This window comes from Geobacter sp. OR-1, from assembly GCF_000813145.1.
GTDB lineage: Bacteria > Desulfobacterota > Desulfuromonadia > Geobacterales > DSM-12255 > Geoanaerobacter.
The window spans coordinates 107,690-129,836 of sequence record NZ_BAZF01000005.1; the positions used below are offsets into that span (position 1 = coordinate 107,690).

Below are 22,147 nucleotides of genomic sequence, written 5' to 3' on the forward strand. Positions count from 1 at the left end.
AAATTCCCCATTAAACGACAGCTTCCATAAACGTCATAAAACTGGCAAAGACATGGAAGCGTTATCCGTCGCTATTACCACTCTCGCTTGAGGAGGAGTTTCATTCATGTTGAAGAAGTTAATTACTCTCATTCCCGCATTGGCCGCTCTGGCCTGTTTTGCGCTGCCGGTACATGCAGAACAGGGAATGGCCATCGACCCGGCCACCTGTCTCGGTTGCCACAGCGCCAAGGTTTCGGCAGCCGCCTATGCAGCCTCCGTGCACGGCAAAAACGCCTGCACCAGCTGCCACGTGGAGATCGTGGATCTCGCCAAACACATGAAGGGCGAGACCAAGGTCCACAAGGTCCGTTGCGAGCGTTGCCACAAGCGGGAAAACGCCGAACATTACAACAGCGTTCACGTCCAGAAGGGTGTCATGTGCGCGGACTGCCACACTGATATCCATATCCACCGTTACTGGAAAAAAGACAAGCGTATTGCGGTTGCCAAGTGCGTGCAGTGTCACGACAAGGAATCGGTCTACCGCTCCTCGGTTCACGGCAAGGCCGTGGCTGCCGGCAACCAGGATTCCGCTGCCTGCAACGACTGCCACAACCTGCATGAAATCAAGGCGATCGGCGACGGTAAATCCAAAGAAGTACGGGAGTTCCATACCAAGGTCTGCATGAAGTGCCACAGCGACAAGGAGATGATGCAGCGCAACAACGTCTTCAACGTTGCAGTCAAGACCTACATGGAGAGCTACCACGGCAAGAACTACCGCCTCGGCTTCCCGGAAAAAGTTGCGGGCTGCGCCGATTGCCACACCGCCCATATGGTTCTACCTAAGAACGATCCGGCCTCCAGCGTCAATCCGCAGAACATGGTCAAGATGTGCGCCAAGTGCCACCCCAAGGCCACCCCGCTCTTTGCCAAATTCTATGCTCATGGCGAAGCGGACCGCGACAAATATCCGCTTCTGTACTGGACCCTGATGGCCATGACCGGCCTGCTGGTCTCCACCTTCGTCGTCTTCTGGATCCATTCGCTGCTCTGGATGTTCCGCGGTTTCGTGGAGAACCGTGAGAAACTGGCGGCCATGCACGCAGGGCATCATCACGAAGCACATGTCGACGAGCCGCACAAGCAATACCGCCGGTTCCTCAAACGCCATGTCTTCCTGCACCTGCTGGTTATCATCAGCTTCCTCGGCCTCTCGCTGACCGGCCTGCCGCTCAAGTTCAGCAACCAGGCCTGGGCCAAGGTATTCATGGAGTTCTTCGGCGGGTCGGCCAACGCCGGCTTCATCCATCGCTGCTGCGCCGGCATCACCTTCGTATACTTCTCCGGGGCGCTGCTCCTCTCCTTCCACTTCCTCTTCGTCAGGAAGGATCTCCCGGGCAACTTCCTCCAGAGGATGTTCGGTCCCGACTCGCTCATGCCGACCTTCCGCGACATCAAGGACGTAACCGGCATGGTCCGCTGGTTCCTCTTCAGAGGGCCGAAACCGACCTTTGACCGCTGGACATACTGGGAAAAATTCGATTTCATTGCGGTCTTCTGGGGTATGTTCGCCATCGGCGGCTCCGGTCTGATGCTCTGGTTCCCCGAATTCTTCGGCATGTTCCTGCCGGGCTGGGCATTCAACATCGCCACCATTGTCCACTCCGATGAGGCGTTGCTGGCCACCGGATTCATCTTCACCGTCCACTTCTTCAACACCCACGGACGGCCTGAGAAGTTCCCGATGGACTTCGTCATCTTCAACGGCCAGATCGCCAAGGAGGAACTGCTCGAAGAGCGTGGCGATCAATGGAAGCGCTACCAGGAAATGGGGATCATGGAGAAATACGCCTGCAAGAAGACCAGCGGCGTGATGTACGACTTCTTCGTCAAGGCATTCGGCTTCTGTGCCGTTATTACCGGCCTGACCCTGGTGGTCCTGATGATCTTCGCCTTCATGCATGGCGGCGGTCACTGATCCAACAGTTCAGCTAAGTTGAAAAATAAGAGGGGTGTCGCACGTTGCGGCACCCCTCTTTTCTTTTGTATTTTGGAAACTGACCGTGCGGGCGGGACTTACCTGACGGCCTATTGGTCAATTGCCTCTATTGATTGCAGATTGATCCTTTTGAAACATTCAGGACAGACGCCATGGCTAAACAGCGCATCAGAGTTCGCGGATACGTATTTTTCCAGCTGTTCCCATGAATTCATTTCATTGCGGATATTCTTACAGTACATGCAGATGGTAATAATCCCTTCCAGCTTTCGCAATCGCGACAGGGTATTTTCCAGTTCTTCATTTTTTTGCTTCAGAAGATCGCGTTGCTGCTTTACAAGGTCATTGTTGCGCTTGAAGTTGACATGGTTCTTTACCCGGAGCCTGACGATCTTCGGGTTATATGGTTTGGTTAGGTAGTCGTGGGCTCCGAGCGACAGCCCTATTATTTCAGATTCCGCTTCAGACATGACGGTAATAAAGAGCACAGGGATATCGCACAGCTTTGGATTTGCCTGAAGTTGCCTGATAACCTCATAACCGTCCATCTCCGGCATGACAATGTCGAGGAGTATGACGTCAGGCTCGCTTGCATTGGCTGATTCAAGGGCCTCTAAACCGTTTCGGGCAACGGATATGGAATAATCGGCAGATAGGAGAACGGAAAGGGTCTCTATGCTGAGCAGGTCATCATCGACAATCAGTACTTTCCCTCGTTGATGTGCCATATGGGTATCCCTTCGCGATGATTGTTCCTGGATGGACATCGTTCCATTGGCTACCGCACCAATCAATAGAAACCGCTGACAGAATAAGTATATTCTAACTCACCAGAAAGTCAAAGGGGGCCAAATAACCGGCAACTGCAGGCGGACCATGTGGTATCGCTTAATTCTACCGCTCTCTACACAGAATTCATCATTGTCCGTAGCTCGCAGCATGGTACGAACTCCGCACGTACGGCCCGCTTTCCACATGCCGGAACCCCATTTCAAGAGCCTCCAGGCGGAGCAGGTCAAATACCTCAGGCGGCACGAACTCGATCACCGGCTGGTGACTGCGGCTTGGCGCCAGATACTGGCCCAGGCTCAGGTACGAGCAGTCCACGGAACGGAGATCGGCCAGTGCCCCCCTCACCTCGGCAAGGGTCTCCCCAAGCCCCAGCATGATCCCCGACTTGGTCGGTATCGATGGGGCCAGACGCTTTGCGTCCTCAAGCAGTGCCAGTGAGCGGCAATAGTCGGCCCCCTTGCGGATCTCATAGAGCCTAGGCACTGTTTCGAGGTTATGGCCCAAGATGTCCGGTTGCGCTGTCAGAACAGTAGCCAGGCTGCCCCTGTCCCCCTGGAAATCCGGGACCAACAGTTCAATACGGGTGTCAGGCGAGAGAGAGCGGATTGCCGCGACTGTTGCCGCATAATGGCCGGCCCCGCCATCGGGGAGGTCGTCGCGGGTCGGACTGGTGATGACGACATGGGCAAGTCCGAGCCGCTCAACAGCCGCAGCCACACGGACGGGCTCTCCCGGGTCAACCGGCTGAGGAGTCTCCTGCCTGACGTTGCAAAAGGTGCAGAGCCTGGTGCAGGCATTCCCCATAATCAGGAAGGTCGCCTGTTTCTGACGGAAGCACTCGCTGATGTTCGGACAGAGAGCCTCCTGGCAAACCGTATGCAGCTTAAGGCCGCCGAGCAATCGCTCCATTTCGGCATGCGAGCCTGGACTGACCCGCTTCTGCAGCCATTCCGGCTTTCTGACAACTGGCAGCTTAGGCATTCTTATCTCCTGAAATCGACGAATTAGACATTATCCTCTCATTCCTTAGTAAATACGAGATCCCCGCGAACAAGAATCCATCCAAAGTAAATTTGGAGGAAAACAGTAAATAAAATAATTGCCCCGGAAAAGATAAAAAATATTCAAGAGCTAACATTTGTTGCCGATATGTTTTTTCATGAAGTTAATTAAATGCAATAACCCCGGCCAGTGCAATGTGCCTTTTTACTACGTTACACTGAAGCACAAGGTAATACAAAATATAATACTTTGCCCAGAAAATCCATTGACGGCAAGTTTAAGTATTTTTACATAATTTGTGATGCAAAAGAGATCACCAACAGTGGATTTATTCTTCTGTTGGGTTTTTTTTCGGGCAATCATATTACATTATTCACACATAAATTAAGAGGGAGGAGTTATGAATAAAACATTATTACTATTGGCTGCTTCAACGATAATTGCGGGATGTGCAACTTCGACTATTTTAAACGACGGCACAAGAAGTAAGGTTTTTATTCCATGTAACAATAGTGCATTATGCTTTTCAGATAATTCATATGATATTATTTGGGATTATGCTTGCGCTGATTATCCTATTTCATATCGAGCCAAACAGTCAGAATATAGATCTTCTAGATCTGAATATATCTATCATCAGGAAATTGTAACTGAAAGATAATTAAGGGAGGGCAATTTAATGAAAAGCACTTTTTACTGGATCTTATCATACATCTTATCTATTACATTATTATCTGCATGCGCACCTTGTCATTTCAAGAATTGTAATAACAAGAGTGAACATTATGACGTTAAATCTGAATACTCGAAATTGCACTCCAATCAGAGATATTTGGTCAATGAACCGTTGAACATTCAACGCAGCAGCACACAGATAGGCAATTTTAATGCACAATTGATTTTTTTGGCAGATCAGCTTGAAAGAAATATTGATAGGAAAATATTGGCAAATACTTTTATCATCACTTCATTTGCCAATCTGGACAAATTGAACGAAACAACGAGCCTGGGTCGCTTGGTTTCAGAGAACCTGATTCATGAACTACAGGTCCGACATTGGAAGATATTTGATGTGAGACTTACAAAAGATATTGTTATCAACGATTCAGGAGAATTCTCCTTGAGTAGGGACATCAAGAAGATCAGAGACACCTATAAAGTAGGTGGAATCGTTGCTGGAACCTATTCAGTTAATCAGAATCATATTGTAGTGAACGCGAGAGTAATTGATATCGAAACAGGCATAGTGGCGTCCGCAGGCCAAGTTCATCTTCCACTTAACGATTACGCAGAGGAATTGCTCTATAATGTTCCGTCATACGAAGTTAAGTCATCAATGAAAATAATCGGTGGGTTCTAAATGATGCTCAGGAAAAAATTCACGTATTTAATATCGATCCTTTTATGTCTGTTTTTGAACCTTACAGGATGTTCGGCCATATCTAGTTGTCATGAAGGTAGCCGAAGCATAATCAGGCAGGGGAATGTCTGCTATGAGAGTCTCGACAAGCAAATTGACGTATTAGACCTGAAGTGCCTATTTGTGGAACTTGCAAAAGATATCTGTAATGGCGGCAGTGTGTCAACTTGTGCGGAGGTCGCAGAAAAAAACGCGCCTTTGTGCATGCAGGAAAAATCCGTACTGGTAACCGACTTTGTGGACCTCAACTCACTTACTCCAAAACCGGCCGGTATTGTCATGGGTGAGGTAATGAGAAGTGCTTTGAATTCAGTTTGTGGCTATAACATACAACAGGCCGAACTTTCCAAATATTTCACGTTAAACGAAAAAGGATTGGGCGTCTTGACACGAAATAATTTGTTAATTCGTCAGGACGAAGTTAAAAAAGATTTTATTGTCGGAACGTATAGCCAGTCTCCTGACAAGCTTATGATTTTTGTTAAAAAGTTTGATTTGACGACGGGGAAAATCACCAAGATGAGCAGTAAAGAAATTACCTTTACTTGTTCAGATAACAAAATCACTTATAAAGTTTATTAGTTCCAATAACCAACAAGGGGTGATTTAAATGAAATCATATGTTTTTATTGCTGTTGCATCCTTATTTTTGGCCTCACTTGCACAAAAAGCAGCGGCTGAGCCATATATCTGCTTAAATGTTGGGGCGGCAATTAATACTGACGGTAAGTTATCAGACAATACCGCATCCGGCACTATGTCATACAATACCGGGTTTACACTATCTGGGAATGCCGGGCTTGATTTTGGAATCTCGCGCATAGAAATGGAGATCGGCTATCGGACCAACGATGTTGACAGTCTTTCCGTTAATGGGAACAGCAACATCCTGAGCGGTACAATCGATGTTGTGGATTACATGGCGAACGGATACTTGGTTGTCCCGTTTCTCTATCCAGTCAAACCGTTTGTCATGGCCGGAGTTGGGCTCGCAACAATGTATGCAGGGGAGATAAAACAGGGGGGGACTCGTATCAGCGACTCCACCAGCAACTCACAGCTTGCCTATCAGACCGGGATAGGGATTTCGTACGAGGTTTCGAGAAGAATCGACCTGGATGCGGGCTATCGGTATTTTGCCACTTCCGACTTTGATTTGAACGGAACCAAACTGGAATACAGGAGCCACAACCTGCTGCTTGGATGCCGATATCGCTTCTGAAGTGTCCTGAACATCACTTGATGCTGAAATCTCTTCATCTTCCTGAGTGAGGCATGAAGATTTCTGAGGAGACAAAAAGCATGGCCAAAGTTTTCAGGATTATGCTGGTATGTGCGGTGGCGGGCTTGCTGGTTGCCTGCGGCAGCAACGGCGGGACAGGGTTTCTAAATTCCCCGGCAAGTACGATGAGCGGCACAGCCGCGACCGGCAGGGCTCTCGGAAATGCAGCAGTCACAATCATCGACTCGAATGCCGCCACAAAAACGACAATTACGTCAGCAACCGGCAGTTACAGCATCAATATCACCGGCCTGACTGCACCCTTCGTGATCAAGGTCGATGCCGGGCCAGGGAGGGTTCTCTATTCGTTTGCGAGCGGTAGCGGCATTGCCAACATCAACCCCTTTTCCGACCTGATCGTCCGTTCTGCATGCGGTGGCGCCAATAGTGAGACATCGCACAGCGTCATCAGAGGAAACATAGTAAGTGCCATTGCGCAACTTAAGTCAAAGTTTGCAACCATGCTGACAATGTATGGTGTGCCAACTGATTATGATCCGCTCTCTTCTTCTTACTCAATAGGCAATTCCCTGGACAGGCTCTTTGACGCTATTACCGTCACGATCGCAACCAATGGCGCTTCGGTAACGATCACCAACTCTACGACCGGCGGCACCATCTACAGCGCCTCAATTACAGCTTCCGGCGCATTCAATGGCACGGTCACGGATGCCAATATTTCGCCTCCATCAGGAACGCATGACTTCTGGAGTGCGATAGCATTAAGTGGTGCTCCTGAATACACCGCAAAGAAACCATTGGCTGTCTGGACCGGCACGGAAGTGATCATCTGGAACGGTCCGGACCACGTCAGCCCCGGCAGCGGTCTGCACAGATATAGTGGGCGCTACAATCCGGCAACCAGGAGTTGGAGAACTATTTCCGGCACGAATGCCCCTTCTCTGGATGGTTACAGCGCCTGTGCCGTCTGGAGCGGCACGGAGATGGTCGTGTGGGGAGCAACTTACGGTGGCACGACCGCAACATACAGCGGCGCCAGGTACAATCCGGCGACTGACTCGTGGCAACCGGTATCAACGGCAAATGCGCCTCAAACCTATAATGGGGGGGTCTGGACCGGAAGCGAGATGATTGTCTGGGGTTCTGACAGCAGCAACGCCGGGGCTCGTTACAACCCAAGAACCGATACCTGGACAGCCATGACCACCGCAAATGCGCCAACAGGACGAAGCAGTTATGGTTACGCCTGGACTGGTACTGAATTTGTCATTTGGGGCGGTCACAATCCGGGCGGGACAAATTTCTATTCCAACAATACCGGCGGACGATACAATCCGGCAACCGATACCTGGAGACCAATCACCACTACCAATGGCCCTTCAGGCAGAAGCTACCCGACGGCCTTCCTGACCTCGGACAATAAGGTTATTCTCTGGGGCGGCTTTGATGGCACCTGGTTGAGCGAAGGGTGGAAATACGACCCGGGAAACGATTCATGGAGCATAATATCAGATGTTGGAGCTCCGCCGGCTTTCAGCACCCTTATGAATAGAGGTTATGTTTCGATCGGCACCGGAAACGAGATGATCATCTGGGATGCCTACACCGCCAACTATTCCAGCACCTTCACGTTTAATGGCTACAAATACACTTATGCAACCGGCATATGGAGCACGATCAGCACCGCCAATGCACCGGCAATGATGAGTTATGACGCAATAGCGGTCTGGACCGGGAGCCAAGTGTTTTTCTTTGGATGGTCGCCGAATAACACTTATGGGGGTGGGCTATACACGCCGTAAGTTCCATGGCAGCCACATTTGTCATGATTGGGAGACAACCTCCTCGCCCCCTATATTCCAGGATGAAGTCAGGTATTTTTTCACTCCAAGCCTGTCTGCCATGCTCTTCTCAGCTGTAAAGAGAACATCGGGTTGAAGACAGCTGCTTATTGCCTCTTCAAAAGCATCTTTAAGTCTCTCCTTCAAGTCATCCACACAAGATCCCACCCCGAAATCAGCCAGGGCCGCAACCGCGACGTCCAGTCCGGCCGGGGGCTCCCGGAGATACGCGATACCGGTCGCTACCCTGTTGCGGAGTGGGATCGAGCCGTGCTGGAAAACAACCCCTTTCAGACGCCTCTGAGCATTACCGCCGATCTTGCGGCCATCGAGCATGATATCGAAGCTCTCCCTGCCGGCAAAGCAAAACGGGGTCCGTTCTCCTAACCGCGACAGGTCGGGCGCGGCATCAACGACATACCGGGCATTGAGCCCAAGCCCCTGGTAAAACCTGAGCAGAAAAGCGGTGAGAATCCGGAACGACTCCTTGACGGTAGCAGCATGGGGGATGTGGCGCGGGGCACAGACAATCGAATAGGTCAGTTCATCGGCGTGATAGATGACTCCACCGCCGGTGATCCTCCGGACCACCGGGACACCGTCCGCCATGCAGCGGTTAAGATCGAGCACTGCCGCGCTATCCTGGAATCTGCCGAGCGACAACGCCGGGGGATTCCAGCCGTAAAACCGGAGCACCGGAGCTGAGTTTTCCGGGTCGAAGCAGGCGAGCAGCGCCTCATCGATCGCCATGTTCTCGGGACCGGAAAGCGGGCCGGTGTCTATGAGCCGCCAAACAGTATTCATCGGGCATCAGCATCTGCAGAAACGCGATCTCTGGGCAATTGATCCGTTTCCCTAGGTAAAACAGACATTCTGCTCACGTGCTGCCTTGGTCTCATCCAACCGCGATACCGGAGTGGTCAGAGGGGCGAGCTTCAGGGCCGCCGGATCAGTTTCCGCTGTTTCCGCTGCCTCGCGCATCACGGCGATGAATTCGTCGAGCGTTTCCTTGCTCTCGGTCTCGGTCGGCTCGATCATGATCGCTTCTTTGACGATCAGCGGGAAATAGACGGTCGGAGGGTGGTAACCCTTGTCGATAAGGAATTTGGCGATGTCGATGGCGTGCACGTCATGCTGCATCTGCCTGGCAGCGGAGAATACGCATTCGTGCATGCAGGTCTGGTCGTAGGGGACTTCATACAGGTCCTTCAGCCGGGCCATGACATAGTTGGCATTGAGCACCGCCTTTTCGCTCGCGTCGATCAAACCTTCGCGGCCGAGCATCAGGATGTAGGCATAGGCCTTGGCCATGACACCAAAATTACCGAAAAAGTTGGCCGTCCGGCCGATGCTCTGCGGGTTGCCGGTCTCCACCCCGAAACTGGCGTCGTTCCGCTTGATCACCCTGGGCATCGGCAGAAAAGGGACCAACGCCTTCTTGACCCCTACCGGCCCGCTCCCCGGCCCGCCGGCGCCGTGCGGGGTGCCGAAGGTTTTGTGCAGGTTCACATGCACGACGTCGAAACCGACATCGCCCGGGCGAACCTGGCCGAGTATGGCATTCAGGTTGGCGCCGTCGTAATAGACCATGGCGTCCACCGAATGGGCCAAGTCGCAGATCTCCTTGATATGCGGATTGAACAGGCCGAGGGTGTTGGGACAGGTCATCATGACTGCCGCAACCTCGTCGTTAAGGGCGGCCCGGAATGCGTCGAGATCCATGTCGCCGTACGGTGCGGTCGGAATGGTTACGATCTCGTACCCCACCATTGCCGCGCTGGCCGGGTTGGTGCCATGGGAGGAGTCCGGAACGATCACGTACTTTTTCTTGTTCCCTTTTGCCCGGTGGTAGGCGGCGATCAGCATTATGCCGGTCATCTCGCCGTGGGCCCCGGCCAGCGGCTGACAGGTGACCTCGTCCATGCCGGTGATCTCTGCCAGCAGCTCCCCCATGTGATGCAGCATGGCAAGGCTCCCCTGCGCACAGGATTCGCCCCCCGGCAGCAGAGCGATCATCGGGTGGAACGGAGCGGAGATCCTGGCCCCATCCTCCAGTGACTTGGCATTGTACTTCATCGTGCAGGAGCCGAGCGGGTAAAAGGTCGTATCCACGCCGATGTTCCGGCGCGACAACTGGGTAAAATGGCGCACCACGTCCAGCTCCGAAAGCTCGGGTAGATCTGCCGGTTCGCTCCGCAACAGCTCCCTCGGCAGCATCGCTGCAGCCGGAACATCACTCGACGGCATCCGGACGGCACGCCGCGCCGGCACTGATTTTTCATAGATTAGCTGCATGGTAGCCTCCATTAATCGAAATGACCCAGCCACACTCCGACAGTAACCCCTATTCGGCCTTCCAGCTCCCGGCACTCTCCGCCTTCCGGAGATTCTCTGCTATTTCCGTACAGGAGGGGCAAATCCTTGCACCCTGTCGAAACATCTCCAGCGCCTCGAACGATCGCCCTTTCATCATCAGAGCTTCTCCCATCCCGTTCAGGACCTTCGGGTCAGAGGAAAACTGCTTCAGCATCCGGTCAAAAAGCGCCAGCCCCTCTTCTGCCCGCCCGAGCCGCAAATACTCGCGCCCCTGCTCCAGGTTGCGATCCCGGGTCTTCTGTTCGGCCAGCAGATAGCTCTGCGCCATGGCAGCGTATTCCCCTTGGGTGCCCAAAATAGTGCCGAGCAGTTCATACCCGAGGAAATGACCGGGAGCATCTACGGTCATCCTCCGGGCGATGGTCTCGCGATCATGCCACAGCAGATTGCGCTGCACGGTCATTACCCCGAAAACCAGACAAACGATCAGAAACACGGCACCGGGAACGGAAAACCGCAGCAAGCGGCCCGCCCCACCCCTTCTCACAACAGGTTCCGTCACTACCCGGCTGTGCCATCTCTCCAGCAGCAAGGATGCCAGGAGCGCATATCCTGCCAAAGGGAGCGTCAGGTATCGGTCCGCCATCGGCACCGGCAGCAGGATCATCGGCAGGCCGGATGCCGGCAGCATCGGGAGCAGCATCAGCAGCCCGGAGAAGCGTTCAGTGCTGCTTCGTAACAACCGGGCCAGGATAACGCCCAGCGCCAGAACCAGGAGCAATGGCCCGGCCACATCCCAGCGGAACAAGGAGAGCTTCACCGGGATATCGTAAAGCACCTTCAGATCGAACGGCGCCAGGAGATTCCAGAGGTATCGCGCCACGATGCCGCAGCTGGTGTAAAAGCGGTCGGCAAACGGCGTATCCAGCCACGATATCTCCTTGACGAACTGAAACCTAAGCGCCAGATAGAGAGCGGATATTGCTGCGAACAGAGATACTCTCAAGGCCCTTTTTGACAACGGACCGGACCGGTCGGCAGCTTCAAATACCAGCAGAAGCAACGGCAGGGTCAGGGCCGATTCCTTGGTCAGCAGCGAACAGAGATACAACAGGAGAGCCCCGGCCAGCCATGCCGGCCCTGTCGAAACCCGGGCGCGGAGATAACAGTAAAGAGCCGCCAGGTAGAACAGGGAATACTGCAGTTCACTGTTGCCGCCGATATATGCCACCGACTCGGAATGAACCGGGTGCAGGGTATATAGCAGCGCTGCCGAAAGCGATCCCCATTCACCAAGAGCAAGCTGCCGGCCAAGCAGATAGACCAGGATTGCCAGTGCAATGTGAAGGATCAGGTTTACCAGGTGGTAGCCAAAGGGGTTTTGTCCCCAAAGCGCATACTGCAACGCCATGGCAGTCATATGAAGCGGCCGGTAATACGGGACTGCATGCGGCATGGCAGTCCCCCGGGCGATGTTGTTCGTAAAGAAGAACGGGATGTTTTCCAGATGCGAAATCGGGCTGCGGTCCTCGATGAACAAGGGGTCATCCCAGACCAACCCGCCGTTGAGAGTATTGCCGTAGACCAGCAGGCCAAGGATAACGATTATCGCCAGGCTGTAACCGGGCTTCACCCTGAACCTCAGTTCTGGTTAAGCAGCATATCGAGTTCGGTCGCCAACCGGTCTATTTCTCCCCGGCTCCTCTTTTCGGTGACCGTAACCACCATGCAGTTGCCGGCCCCCTGGTAATACGGCCCCAGCGGCACACCGGCTGCAATTCCCCTGCCGATGAGCTCTGACACTAGCCGGTCGGCCTCGACCGGCAGCGAAACCGTAAACTCGTTGAAGATCGGGGCAACGGTGAGGATTTTTACCCCTTTGATCGCCGCCAGGGCAGACTTGGCATATTCGGCCTTGTCGCGATTCAGAAGCGCCAGCTCCACAAACCCTTGCCTGCCTAAGGCCGCAAGGAAGATCAACCCTCTGAGGGCGCATAACGACTGGTTGCTGCAGATGTTGGAGGTTGCTTTATGCCGCTTGATATGCTGCTCGCGGGCCTGCAACGTCAGCACGAACCCTCGACGGCCCTCCCGATCCACGGTTTCACCGACGATCCGCCCCGGCATGTTCCGGATGTATTTTTTGCTTGCCGAAATAAAGCCAAAAGCCGGGCCACCGAAGGAAAGGTGATTCCCCAGACTCTGGCCATCGCCCACGGCAATGTCCACCCCCATCTCGCCGGGCGATTTCAGGAGGCCGAGCGCTACCGGGTATACCGAGGCAACCAGCAGTCCGCCGCAGCCGTGGACCTGTTCCGCCACCTGTGAGTAATCGGCGACAGCGCCGAAGAAGGTCGGATTCTGCACCAGCAGCGCGGCGCAGCGTTCATCGAGTTCACGGGCAAACGCCTGGAGGTCGAGCATGCCGTCCACCGGCGCTAGTTCCACAATCTCCACATCGAGGTTGGCCAGGTATGTCTTCAGTATCGATCGGTGGAACGGGTTGATCGCGCCGTCCACCAGCACACGGCTCCTGGAAGTGGCGCGCAGCGCCATCAGGGCGGCCTCGGCCAGGGCAGTGCCGCCATCGTAAAGCGAGGCATTCGAGACATCGTGGCCGGTAAGCCGGCAGATCGCGGTCTGGTACTCAAACAGCGCCTGCAGGCTACCCTGCGAGGCCTCGGGCTGGTAAGGGGTATAAGCGGTGTAAAACTCGGATCGGCCAGCCAGATGATCCACGGCAGCGGGAATCAGATGATCGTAATACCCGCCCCCCACAAAGGGGGTGATCGCGCAGTTCTGAGCCGCCAGATCCTGTAGCCGGTCCAGCATCTCGAACTCGGACATTCCTGCGGGGAGATCGAACGATCTGGCCCTGAGTTCGGCAGGAATGGGGTTGAACAGCTCCTGGATGCTGCCGACCCCTATGGTGGCCAGCATCTCCCGTATTTCCGCCGGGGTATGGGGAGTGAAATTCATTGCCGCCCCTCCGATGCAAATGTAATCGTGCTATGAAATGCCTACTGGCTGAACCGTGAATCAAAGCCCCTTGAGGAACTCGTCGTACTGCTCACGGCTCATAAGCTTGTTGACCTCGGAACTGTCTGCCATCTCAAGGCACGCCATCCAGGCAGCCGCTTCGGCAGATTCGTTGACGATCTCGGGAGTTGTTTCCAGCGCCTCGTTTACGGAAACCACTTTGCCGGAAACCGGGGCATAGATATCGCTGGCAGCCTTCACCGACTCGATGGCGCAGAGGACTTCGAACTGCTTCACGCTTTTGCCGGTAGCCGGAAGTTCCACAAAGGTGACATCACCCAGCTGATGCGCGGCAAAATCGGTAATGCCAACCGTGGCGATGTTCCCTTCGATCTTGACCCATTCGTGTTCCTTGGTGTAGTACGTTGACGGCATGACAAACTCCTTGCGGTAATTGATAGATGAAAAGAGGTGGCTCAGGGTGGCCGGTTAAGCTGCTAGTTTCGGAGCGAGCCACCGTCGAAAAACGGCAGGCCGCAGACAACGGCAGCCATGCTGACATTTTCATGACGAACAGTGATCTCGGTGCCGATGGCAGCCAGCTTCGGATCTGCCAGGGCCAGACCGATGCCGCAGCCGAGCATCGGCGAGAACGCCCCGCTGGTAACGGTCCCGGCCTTTTCTTCGCCGGACCAGACCTCGTAGTGATGTCGCGGCGACCGACGCGAGCCGACCCGGAAAGCGATCCTGGTCCGCTGCCCCCCAGCAGCTTTCTGCCGTAGCAGTGCATCCTTGCCGACGAAATCCTTGTCAAAATTGACGAACATCTCCAGACCGGCCTCCAGGGGGGAAATCGTCTCATCGAGGTCATTGCCGTAAAGGCTGTAGCCGACCTCCAGCCTGAGCAGGTCCCGGGCGCCCAGACCCGCCGGCTTAATGCCGGGGTCGGATGCGATCAGGTTCCACAGTTCGGCAACCTTAGCGGCCGGGAGAAAGATCTCGTAGCCGAGTTCCCCGGTGTAGCCGGTACGGCTGACGATCGCCTCGGACCCGAGGATATCCGTCTTGATGAATTTGAAGTACGGGATGGTGCCTATTTCAGAGCCGAACAGACTGGTCAGGATATCCCGCGACAGCGGCCCCTGGATGTCCAGCTTGCCGGTAGCAGCGGAGATGTCGGTGATTAGCGAAGGATCTTTCAAGCGGGAGGAGATGATTTTGAAATCGTTTTCAGCCGTGGCGGCATTGACGACGATCATCGCTTCGTCGCTGGCAAGCCGGAAAACGATCAGGTCGTCGATGATACCTCCCTGTTCGTTCAGCAGGAACCCGTATTTGGATCGTCCGACCGGAATGGCGGCAACGGAAAAGGTGAAGACATCATCAAGACCGCCGCTAACAATATCGCCCCGGTAGAGGAACTCCCCCATGTGGCAGATGTCGAACAGAGCCGCTTTCTGACGGCACCAGCGGTGCTCGGCAATGATCCCCTCGTACTGGATCGGCATGTTCCAGCCGCCGAACGGCGCGATCAGCGCCCCGAGCTCGGTATGCTTTTGAATGAGCGGTGTTTCCCTGAGTTGTGCCATGGCGCCCTCCCCTTGCTGGGATGGGTAACTCTAGCCGATTTGCCGTGGTTTGTAAATCGAAAGAAAAGCCCTTGCCAATTGGGCGGCAAGGGCTGATGTTGTTAACCGTAAAGCGGTAGATCAGCAGTCTTCGCGCCAGGAGCACCCCTCCTGGCCGCAGATATCGGCCTTGCCGCTGTTGTAGCATTCCTCGTTCCCCTCGGCACGCTGGATTTCCCTGATCAGATCCCCCTTCTTCATCTTGCCGGGCTTGATACCCAACCCTTTGGCGACTTCCTTGATCTCATCCATTTTCATTTTCTTGCATCTCCTTTTAAAGATGATTCATTTCTGTTTCTAACCACTTGATTTACCCGCTATTTTTCGCCAGCCGGTTTCGGCCAGCTCTACCAGGCCGTTCAATGTCCTTTCGTAAAACCTCCTGACCGGCATCCGGTTGACCAGGATGGCGTCGCCGGATCTCTCCAGGCTGACACGGTCTCCCGGAGTCAGGGCGCTGATCTCGCTGTTGTGCTCGCCGTCGATGCCGAACAGGAAATTGTACCGGCCATCTTTATATCGGCAAGAGACTATCATGACTATCGCTTCCGGCCGGCCGGTCTTGTAATCGTAACGGGTGGTAGACGTGACAAAACTCCCGGCCACCGGCCCGTCCAGGGACAGAAGCTCCTCTACGGTTACATCCTTCGGCTTGAGCCTGCCGAGCGACGGCAGCCCCCAGGAACGAAATGGTTGCGGCGCCCGGTTCCGGTAATGGTCGGCGCGTTCGAGCAGTATCACCACGTTGTTATTGATCGGCCCCCCGATCGAATGGGAAAGCCCGGCCTTGAAACCCTGCTCCAGGATAAGACGATGGTTTTCCACCACCTGGATCATCCCGGTGGCTCCCAGTGGGTGGCCGCGCCCCTTGAGCCCACCGGTCAGGTTGGTCGGAAAGGCGCCGCGGTCGCCGGTCAAGGTGTCGTCCAGCAGCGAATCCAGCAGCCGATGGCGCGGAACAATACCGAGGTCAACCATGTTGATCGGCCCGAAGCCGTTGAACGGATCGTGCATATTGACATGGAGCTTGCCGGTAAAATCCCTGATGTTCCTGATCCCGGCCATGCCGTACGCTTCTGCTGCCGCGCGCACCGTGGCCGGGAATGAGTGGAAATATTTCCGGTCGGCGATCGTCGGGATGTCGGTGGCGCTGCCGACCCCGGCAACAAGCACCGGATGGGGCCTTGAAGTCAGGATGACCGCCGCAACCCCGTCCGACATCGGACAAAAGTCGTGGTACCGAAGCGGCGACCAGTAACGGTAGTTCTTGCCGCTTTTTACCTGTTCGAAGTATTCGGCCACCGGCATGGGGAAATTGAGATGCGCATCGGGGTTGCGCGACGCATAGCGGTGCGCCCGCTCGGTCAGCAGTGCGGAAAACGCGCTCCACTCTTCATAAGTCAAACCGAGTCGCTCGATCAGCGCCCTGGCAACCAAAGCGCCGCAGGCCGGCATGGTCAGGCCGAATTCGGACTCGTCACGGTCGATAACGCCGGCCACGATCCTGGTGGCATCCAGGGTCCCCACGTCGCTCATCTTCTGGATGCCGAGCGCCAGCACATGGTCGCAGCTGCCGGACGCCACCATCAGATAGGCGTTTTCCAGGGCCGAGGCCCCGGAAGACGAGGCGGTGTCTATCAGCACCGACTTGCTTCCCGAGACCCCCAAAACCCCCGCGACCTTTGATGCGGTGTTGTCTACCCCGGAAAAGGCGCCGGGGTTCTGGCACCCGACCACCACCGCATCAATCTCCCTGCGGCGCACCGCACTCCGCTCGAAAACGGCGCCGGCCTGTTCGGCCAGTTCGAGAAACGACAGCTTGTCGCGCTCCTTGCCGTTGTAGCGACCGACGGGTGCGCTGTAAGACGCCGCCACATAGACTGTTCTGGGTTTGAAGCCATTATCCATTTCAATTCCGGACCTTGTTAGTCTTTTGATGTTAACAGATATTATTCTGATCGCAAGAGCAAGAAAACCGCTTGTCATGGCGTCACCCCTCTGTTATGAAGAGGTTACCTTTTGATTACAGGAGGATTCTCGTGGTCGAACGAATGAAAAACGTGGTGGTCTTTGTCAAGGATACGGCAGCGGCAAAGAAATTTTACAAAGAGCAGCTTCAGCTCCCGGTGGCCAATGAAACCGACTTCATGATCGAATTTTTCCCTGGCGCTACCAGCTCACTGGGTGTTGCCACCGCGCTGCACGAAGCGGCGTTCCCTCTGGTGGGCCGGCATACCGGAATCACCCTCCAGGTAAATGATCTGGACTCGTTCTGCAAGCGATTGATCGATGAGGGGGTCGCCTTTGCCGAACCGCTGGAGCAGACGCCGTGGGGAAAGATGGCGGTGGTGAAGGATCCGGACGGCAACCAGATCGCCCTTGTTGACAGGTGAGAGCGCCGCTTTTCCGCAATATCTGCGTAAGTCTGCTCTCGTCCTCGTCGGAGTAGCGCTGCTACGCCTCCTCGAACTCGTTTGACAGCCTTGATCTTGCGAAAAATCGACACTCTCTGACATTTGAGAGAGAAAACATGATGAAAGTTTTTGACCAGTCTACACTCGCCCGGCTCTCCGAAGAGGCGCGGGCAAACCCGCGAGGGAGGAAGAACCTCAATCTCCACCCCAGCGACGACTTCTGCTGCCACCGGTTGTTCAACGCCATTGAGCCGGGCTCGTACATCCGTCCCCACCGGCATCTCGACCCGAACAAGGATGAGACCTTCGTCATCGTCAGCGGTGCCCTTGGGGTCATTATTTTCAACGACGACGGCAGCATCGACAGCTCGACCGTGCTAACAGTCGGCGGCCCCGCAATTGCCGTGGACATCCCCCATGGCCGGTTTCACGGCGCTGTCAGCCTGGCGCCGGGAACGGCATTCTTCGAGGCCAAGGCCGGACCTTATCTGGCGCTGAAACCGGAAGAGCAGGCTGACTGGGCTCCCCTGGAATGTACCGGGGAGGCATTGGCCTACCTGGCATCACTCATAGCCCATCTTCTGGAGTAGCCGGGTGCGTTTAACTGCTTATATCATAGCCCTGTCCCTGCTCTGCGTCTCTCTTGCCTGGGCGGCCCCGCCAAAACCCCGGCCGCTGGCCGGGATCGGCGTGCTCACCCTGACAACCAAAGGCACGCTTCAGGACGGTTCGTCCCCGCTGTTGTCGCTCTACCGCGAGCCCGGCGTCGGCCGGATGACTGATCTCGATCCGGCTGATTTCCCCTCGATGACGCCGGCCATCAAGGGTTCCCCGGGGATGATCAATATTGCCTTTACCAGAAAGCGCGGGGACTGGGTCAAGGTCATTTTTGACGACAGCGGCCGCGAAGGATGGCTCGCCCTGGGGCACGGCATGAGATTCAAGAGCTGGAAGAGATATCTCCAGGGTGGCGAAGTCAGGCTGCTGAACGGCCTGAAAAAGGATTTCTACCAGTTGCGGCCGCAACCCTCGGCCGCTGCCAAACCAGTTGCTGCGGTGAGCAAGGAGAAGAGGCTCCGGGTCGTGGAGCTTGACGACTCCTGGATACTCGTGCTCGTAGACCTGGAAAACTCGGGGTGGCTCCGGTGGAAGGATGACGACGGCAGGCTGCTGATCTCGGTGGAACACTGACAACGCTCATAAAACAATTGACGGCTGCAACCTTCTGTGTTATTCGGATAACCATGACTATCGGATCGATCGCAATCATAGCGGCAGCACGAGCTATTGGCGCAGCGGCAGCAAGCGCCGCAGGAATCCCCGTACCCCGGTAGACACCATCAGCACATTTGCAGACACACCGGCCGCGGGAACCCCCCGTGGCCTTTTTTCATTTTCGCCACACCTTATTCGATGAACAGGAGCTGACCATGAGAAACCAACTCGTTCCACCCAGCGCCGGCAAGATCACCTACGAAATCCGCAACATCGTCAATGTGGCGGAAAAACTCCAGAAACATGGCGTGAAGATCAACTGGGAAAATATCGGCGATCCCATCGTCAAGGGGGAGATTATTCCTGACTGGATGAAGGAAATCGTTGCCAAGGCCGCCATGGATAACGATACCTACGGTTATGCCCACACCAGGGGGGTGCTGGAGACCAGGGAGTTCATCTGCAACCAGACCAACCGGCGCGGCGGGGCGCAGATCACTCCTGACGACATCATCTTTTTTTAACGGGCTGGGGGATGCCATCGCCAAGCTGTACGGGGTCCTCAACCCGGAAACCCGTATTCTCATGGCCTCGCCGTCATACACCACCCATTCGTCCGCCGAGTCGTCCCATGCCCATGCCCCGGCGCTCTGCTTCAGCCTCGACCCGAACAACCGCTGGTATCCGGACCTCGGCGAGATCCGCAACCTCGTAAAAGCCAACCCTGCCGTCGCCGGGATCATGATCATCAACCCGGACAACCCGACCGGCATGGCCTATCCGGTGGAGACGCTCAAGGAGATCGTAGCAATAGCCCGGGAATACGACCTCTTCATCCTGGCCGACGAGGTGTACAACAATATCGTCTATAACGGCGAAAAGACCGTTCCGATCTCGGATGTCATCGGCGATGTCCCGGCCATCGCCATGAAAGGGATCTCCAAGGAGCTACCGTGGCCCGGCTCACGGTGCGGCTGGATCGAAGCCTATAACTTCGACAAAGACGAGCGGTTCCAGCATTACGTGAACGCCATCCTCAACACCAAGATGAACGAGGTCTGTTCGACGACCCTGCCGCAGAAGGTCATCCCGGCGATCATGAGCCATCCGCAATACCCGGTCTACCTGGAAGAGCGGACCCGCCGCTACGAGCTGATGAGCAACATCACCTGGAACTTTCTGAAGGATATTCCGGGGCTGATGGTAAACCGGACCAACGGCGCCTTCTACATGGCCGTCGCCTTCCGGGACGGGATGCTCACCGGCCGCCAGTCGCTGCCGATAACCAACACCGAGGTGCGCGAGCTGGTCGAGTCCCTGGTGAACGCCCCCGGCGTCTCGCCCGACAAGCGGTTCGTCTATTATGTCCTTGCCGCCACCGGGATCTGCATCGTACCGCTCTCCTCCTTCAACACCGGGCTGCAGGGATTCAGGGTTACGCTGCTGGAAAAGGATCCAGCGGAATGCGAGCGGATCTACAAAACCCTGGCCGACATGATCAAGGTCTATATTGCTTCCTGAACCGGGGATCAGACATTCAACAAAAAAAAGGGACGGCTCCGGCCGTCCCTTTTCAATTTATCTCCTCAAAACCTTATAACCGGTTCGTGCATTACATGACTTTGGCCACGTCCTTGGAAACATACTGCCGGTACTGCTCGAAGTTTTTCCTAAACCGCGCCACCAGATCCTTGGCAGTCGCGTCGTAGGCATTCTTGTCGCTCCAGGTGTTTCTCGGGTCCAGAACCTCTGCCGGCACGCCCGGGCATACTTTGGGGATGTCGAGCCCGAAGAACCGGTCCTTGTCGAACTCCCCCGCAGCAAGGGTGCCGTTGATCGCGGCATTCACCAGGGCTCGGGAATAGGAGATCTTCATCCGGCTCCCCACCCCGTAGCCACCACCGCTCCAACCGGTATTCACAAGCCAGCAGCCGACTTCATGCCTGGCGATCTTGTCTCCCAGCAATTTTGCGTAGACCGATGGGTGCAACGCCATGAACGGGGCGCCGAAACAGGCGGAAAAGGCAGCCTGCGGCTCGGTGATGCCGGCCTCTGTGCCGGCAACCTTGGCGGTATACCCGGAGAGGAAATGATACATCGCCTGTTCCGGCGATAGCCGCGCAATCGGCGGCAGCACGCCGAAAGCGTCGCAGGTGAGCATGATGATGTTTTTCGGGTGTTCGCCGATACCGGATTTGACGATATTGGGGATATGGGTAATCGGATAGGAGGCACGGGTATTTTCGGTAAACGATTCGTCATCGAGGTCGATCCTGCGGCTCACCGTGTCGATGGCGACGTTTTCCAGGATGGTGCCGAAACGCCGGGTTGTCTCATAGATCTCCGGCTCTGACTCCCGGGAAAGCTTGATGATCTTGGCATAGCACCCCCCCTCGAAGTTGAATACCCCCTTGTCGTCCCAGCCATGTTCGTCGTCGCCGATCAGCTTCCTGCCGGGATCTGCCGAGAGCGTCGTCTTGCCGGTGCCTGAAAGCCCGAAGAACACGGCGACATCCCCCTTATCCCCGGCATTGGCAGAACAGTGCATGGACATGACGTTTCGATCGAGCGGCAGCAGGTAGTTGAGGATGGTGAAGATCGATTTCTTTATCTCGCCGGCATAGCTGGTGCCGCCGATAATGATCACCTTCCTGGCGAAATTGACAATGATGAACGTCTCGGTGTTGGTGCCGTCAATGGAAGGGATGGCGTGGAAGTTCGGCATGTCGATCACCGTGAATTCGGGTTTATGATTGACCAGCTCTTCCGGTGCGGCCCTGATGAACATGTTCCGGGCAAAAAGCGAATGCCATGCCCTTTCGGTAATTATCCGCACCGGCAACCGATGCTCCGGGCTGGCGCCGGCGAAGCAGTCCTGCACGAACAGGTCCCGGCCGTGCATATAGGCGAGCATCCGCTGGTAAAGCCCCTCGAACATGACCGGATCGAACGGGCGGTTTACATTGCCCCAGTTGATATGATCATGGCAGGTCGGCTCATCCACAATGAACTTCTCGTTGGCTGCCCTGCCGGTATAGTGGCCCGTCTTCACGGCAATGGCACCGAGATGGGTTACCAACCCCTCGCCGCGTTTCACGATCTGCTCGTAAAGAACCGAAGTCGGTGCTGTCCAATAAATCAGATTGGCGTTGGTAATGCCGTGTTCTTCAAGGCCGGTCCCACGGGTGATGTCGTTCAGTTTCATGCTGCCCCCCTGATGATTTCAGACTCATAAAACCTATTCGGATTATAACCGGCCATTCAGATTCATCAACGTGGCAACATGGATAAAAAAAGGCCGGGCTTACGATCT

General features: G+C 55.2%; 20 protein-coding genes and 1 pseudogene. 10 read left to right on the forward strand and 11 right to left on the reverse strand.

Features of this window, described 5'->3' with window-relative positions; translation table 11 throughout:
- The first annotated feature begins 106 nt into the window (after positions 1–106).
- The gene (locus tag OR1_RS06895; RefSeq protein WP_041970893.1) at positions 107–1,963 is read left to right on the forward strand and encodes a cytochrome c3 family protein; all 1,857 of its coding nucleotides are present in this window, start codon (positions 107–109) and stop codon (positions 1,961–1,963) included.
- Between the two features lie 110 nt (positions 1,964–2,073).
- Here the strand turns inward: OR1_RS06895 and OR1_RS06900 are convergent, their stop codons facing one another.
- Both OR1_RS06900 and lipA read right to left on the reverse strand, forming a co-directional pair.
- A complete protein-coding gene (locus OR1_RS06900) occupies positions 2,074–2,712 on the reverse strand; it encodes a two-component system response regulator (protein ID WP_041970894.1) in 639 nt (212 codons plus the stop codon).
- Between the two features lie 190 nt (positions 2,713–2,902).
- Positions 2,903–3,748, reverse strand: a complete 846-nt coding sequence (gene lipA, locus OR1_RS06905) for a lipoyl synthase (RefSeq protein ID WP_041971047.1) — start codon at positions 3,746–3,748, stop codon at positions 2,903–2,905.
- Positions 3,749–4,178: 430 nt separating this feature from the next.
- On the opposite strand from lipA, the gene OR1_RS21985 reads away from it, so the two are divergent.
- From OR1_RS21985 to OR1_RS06925, 5 genes are all read left to right on the forward strand, one after another.
- On the forward strand, positions 4,179–4,439 hold the full coding sequence (locus OR1_RS21985) for a hypothetical protein (RefSeq protein ID WP_152609836.1): 261 nt from the start codon (positions 4,179–4,181) through the stop codon (positions 4,437–4,439).
- Positions 4,440–4,457: 18 nt separating this feature from the next.
- A complete protein-coding gene (locus OR1_RS06910) occupies positions 4,458–5,138 on the forward strand; it encodes a FlgO family outer membrane protein (RefSeq protein ID WP_041970895.1) in 681 nt (226 codons plus the stop codon).
- A 183-nt stretch (positions 5,139–5,321) separates the two neighbouring features.
- Entirely contained in the window at positions 5,322–5,780 is a 459-nt protein-coding gene (locus tag OR1_RS06915) for a FlgO family outer membrane protein (protein ID WP_152609837.1), read from the forward strand.
- Between the two features lie 28 nt (positions 5,781–5,808).
- Complete coding sequence (locus OR1_RS06920) at positions 5,809–6,420, forward strand: outer membrane protein (RefSeq protein WP_041970897.1); 612 nt, start codon at positions 5,809–5,811, stop codon at positions 6,418–6,420.
- A gap of 80 nt (positions 6,421–6,500) precedes the next feature.
- The gene (locus OR1_RS06925; protein WP_160295222.1) at positions 6,501–8,243 is read left to right on the forward strand and encodes a hypothetical protein; all 1,743 of its coding nucleotides are present in this window, start codon (positions 6,501–6,503) and stop codon (positions 8,241–8,243) included.
- 21 nt (positions 8,244–8,264) lie between these two features.
- Here OR1_RS06925 and OR1_RS06930 read toward each other — a convergent pair whose 3' ends face one another.
- From OR1_RS06930 to OR1_RS06965, 8 genes are all read right to left on the reverse strand, one after another.
- Entirely contained in the window at positions 8,265–9,086 is an 822-nt protein-coding gene (locus tag OR1_RS06930; protein WP_041970899.1) for a lipoate--protein ligase family protein, read from the reverse strand.
- A 51-nt stretch (positions 9,087–9,137) separates the two neighbouring features.
- Positions 9,138–10,589 carry an aminomethyl-transferring glycine dehydrogenase subunit GcvPB gene (gcvPB, locus tag OR1_RS06935; protein ID WP_082002845.1) on the reverse strand — a complete coding sequence of 484 codons (1,452 nt, stop codon included), beginning with the start codon at positions 10,587–10,589 and terminating at the stop codon, positions 9,138–9,140.
- Between the two features lie 37 nt (positions 10,590–10,626).
- Positions 10,627–12,231, reverse strand: coding sequence for a glycosyltransferase family 39 protein (locus OR1_RS06940; protein WP_041970901.1), 1,605 nt, complete (start codon positions 12,229–12,231; stop codon positions 10,627–10,629).
- An 8-nt stretch (positions 12,232–12,239) separates the two neighbouring features.
- Positions 12,240–13,577 carry an aminomethyl-transferring glycine dehydrogenase subunit GcvPA gene (gene gcvPA, locus OR1_RS06945; RefSeq protein WP_041970902.1) on the reverse strand — a complete coding sequence of 446 codons (1,338 nt, stop codon included), beginning with the start codon at positions 13,575–13,577 and terminating at the stop codon, positions 12,240–12,242.
- A 60-nt stretch (positions 13,578–13,637) separates the two neighbouring features.
- The gene (gene gcvH, locus OR1_RS06950) at positions 13,638–14,012 is read right to left on the reverse strand and encodes a glycine cleavage system protein GcvH (RefSeq protein WP_041970903.1); all 375 of its coding nucleotides are present in this window, start codon (positions 14,010–14,012) and stop codon (positions 13,638–13,640) included.
- A 62-nt stretch (positions 14,013–14,074) separates the two neighbouring features.
- Positions 14,075–15,166: a glycine cleavage system aminomethyltransferase GcvT gene (gene gcvT, locus OR1_RS06955; RefSeq protein WP_041970904.1), complete on the reverse strand. Its 1,092-nt coding sequence runs from the start codon at positions 15,164–15,166 to the stop codon at positions 14,075–14,077.
- Positions 15,167–15,286: 120 nt separating this feature from the next.
- Positions 15,287–15,463, reverse strand: a complete 177-nt coding sequence (locus tag OR1_RS06960; protein ID WP_041970905.1) for a Rho termination factor N-terminal domain-containing protein — start codon at positions 15,461–15,463, stop codon at positions 15,287–15,289.
- Positions 15,464–15,502: 39 nt separating this feature from the next.
- Positions 15,503–17,113 carry a thiolase family protein gene (locus OR1_RS06965; RefSeq protein ID WP_041971048.1) on the reverse strand — a complete coding sequence of 537 codons (1,611 nt, stop codon included), beginning with the start codon at positions 17,111–17,113 and terminating at the stop codon, positions 15,503–15,505.
- 131 nt (positions 17,114–17,244) lie between these two features.
- Between OR1_RS06965 and OR1_RS06970 the strand changes: the two genes are divergently transcribed.
- The 4 genes and pseudogenes from OR1_RS06970 (at position 17,245) to OR1_RS06985 (ending at position 20,355) form a co-directional block, all read left to right on the forward strand.
- A complete protein-coding gene (locus OR1_RS06970) occupies positions 17,245–17,598 on the forward strand; it encodes a VOC family protein (RefSeq protein WP_041970906.1) in 354 nt (117 codons plus the stop codon).
- 137 nt (positions 17,599–17,735) lie between these two features.
- Positions 17,736–18,209 (forward strand): WbuC family cupin fold metalloprotein, encoded by a 474-nt coding sequence (locus OR1_RS06975; protein ID WP_237754249.1) that lies wholly within the window; start codon positions 17,736–17,738, stop codon positions 18,207–18,209.
- Between the two features lie 4 nt (positions 18,210–18,213).
- Entirely contained in the window at positions 18,214–18,810 is a 597-nt protein-coding gene (locus OR1_RS06980; RefSeq protein ID WP_041970907.1) for a hypothetical protein, read from the forward strand.
- A gap of 239 nt (positions 18,811–19,049) precedes the next feature.
- A pseudogene (locus tag OR1_RS06985) lies at positions 19,050–20,355 on the forward strand (pyridoxal phosphate-dependent aminotransferase).
- Between the two features lie 91 nt (positions 20,356–20,446).
- Here OR1_RS06985 and pckA read toward each other — a convergent pair.
- Positions 20,447–22,039: a phosphoenolpyruvate carboxykinase (ATP) gene (gene pckA, locus OR1_RS06990; RefSeq protein WP_041970908.1), complete on the reverse strand. Its 1,593-nt coding sequence runs from the start codon at positions 22,037–22,039 to the stop codon at positions 20,447–20,449.
- Between the last annotated feature and the right edge of the window lie 108 nt (positions 22,040–22,147).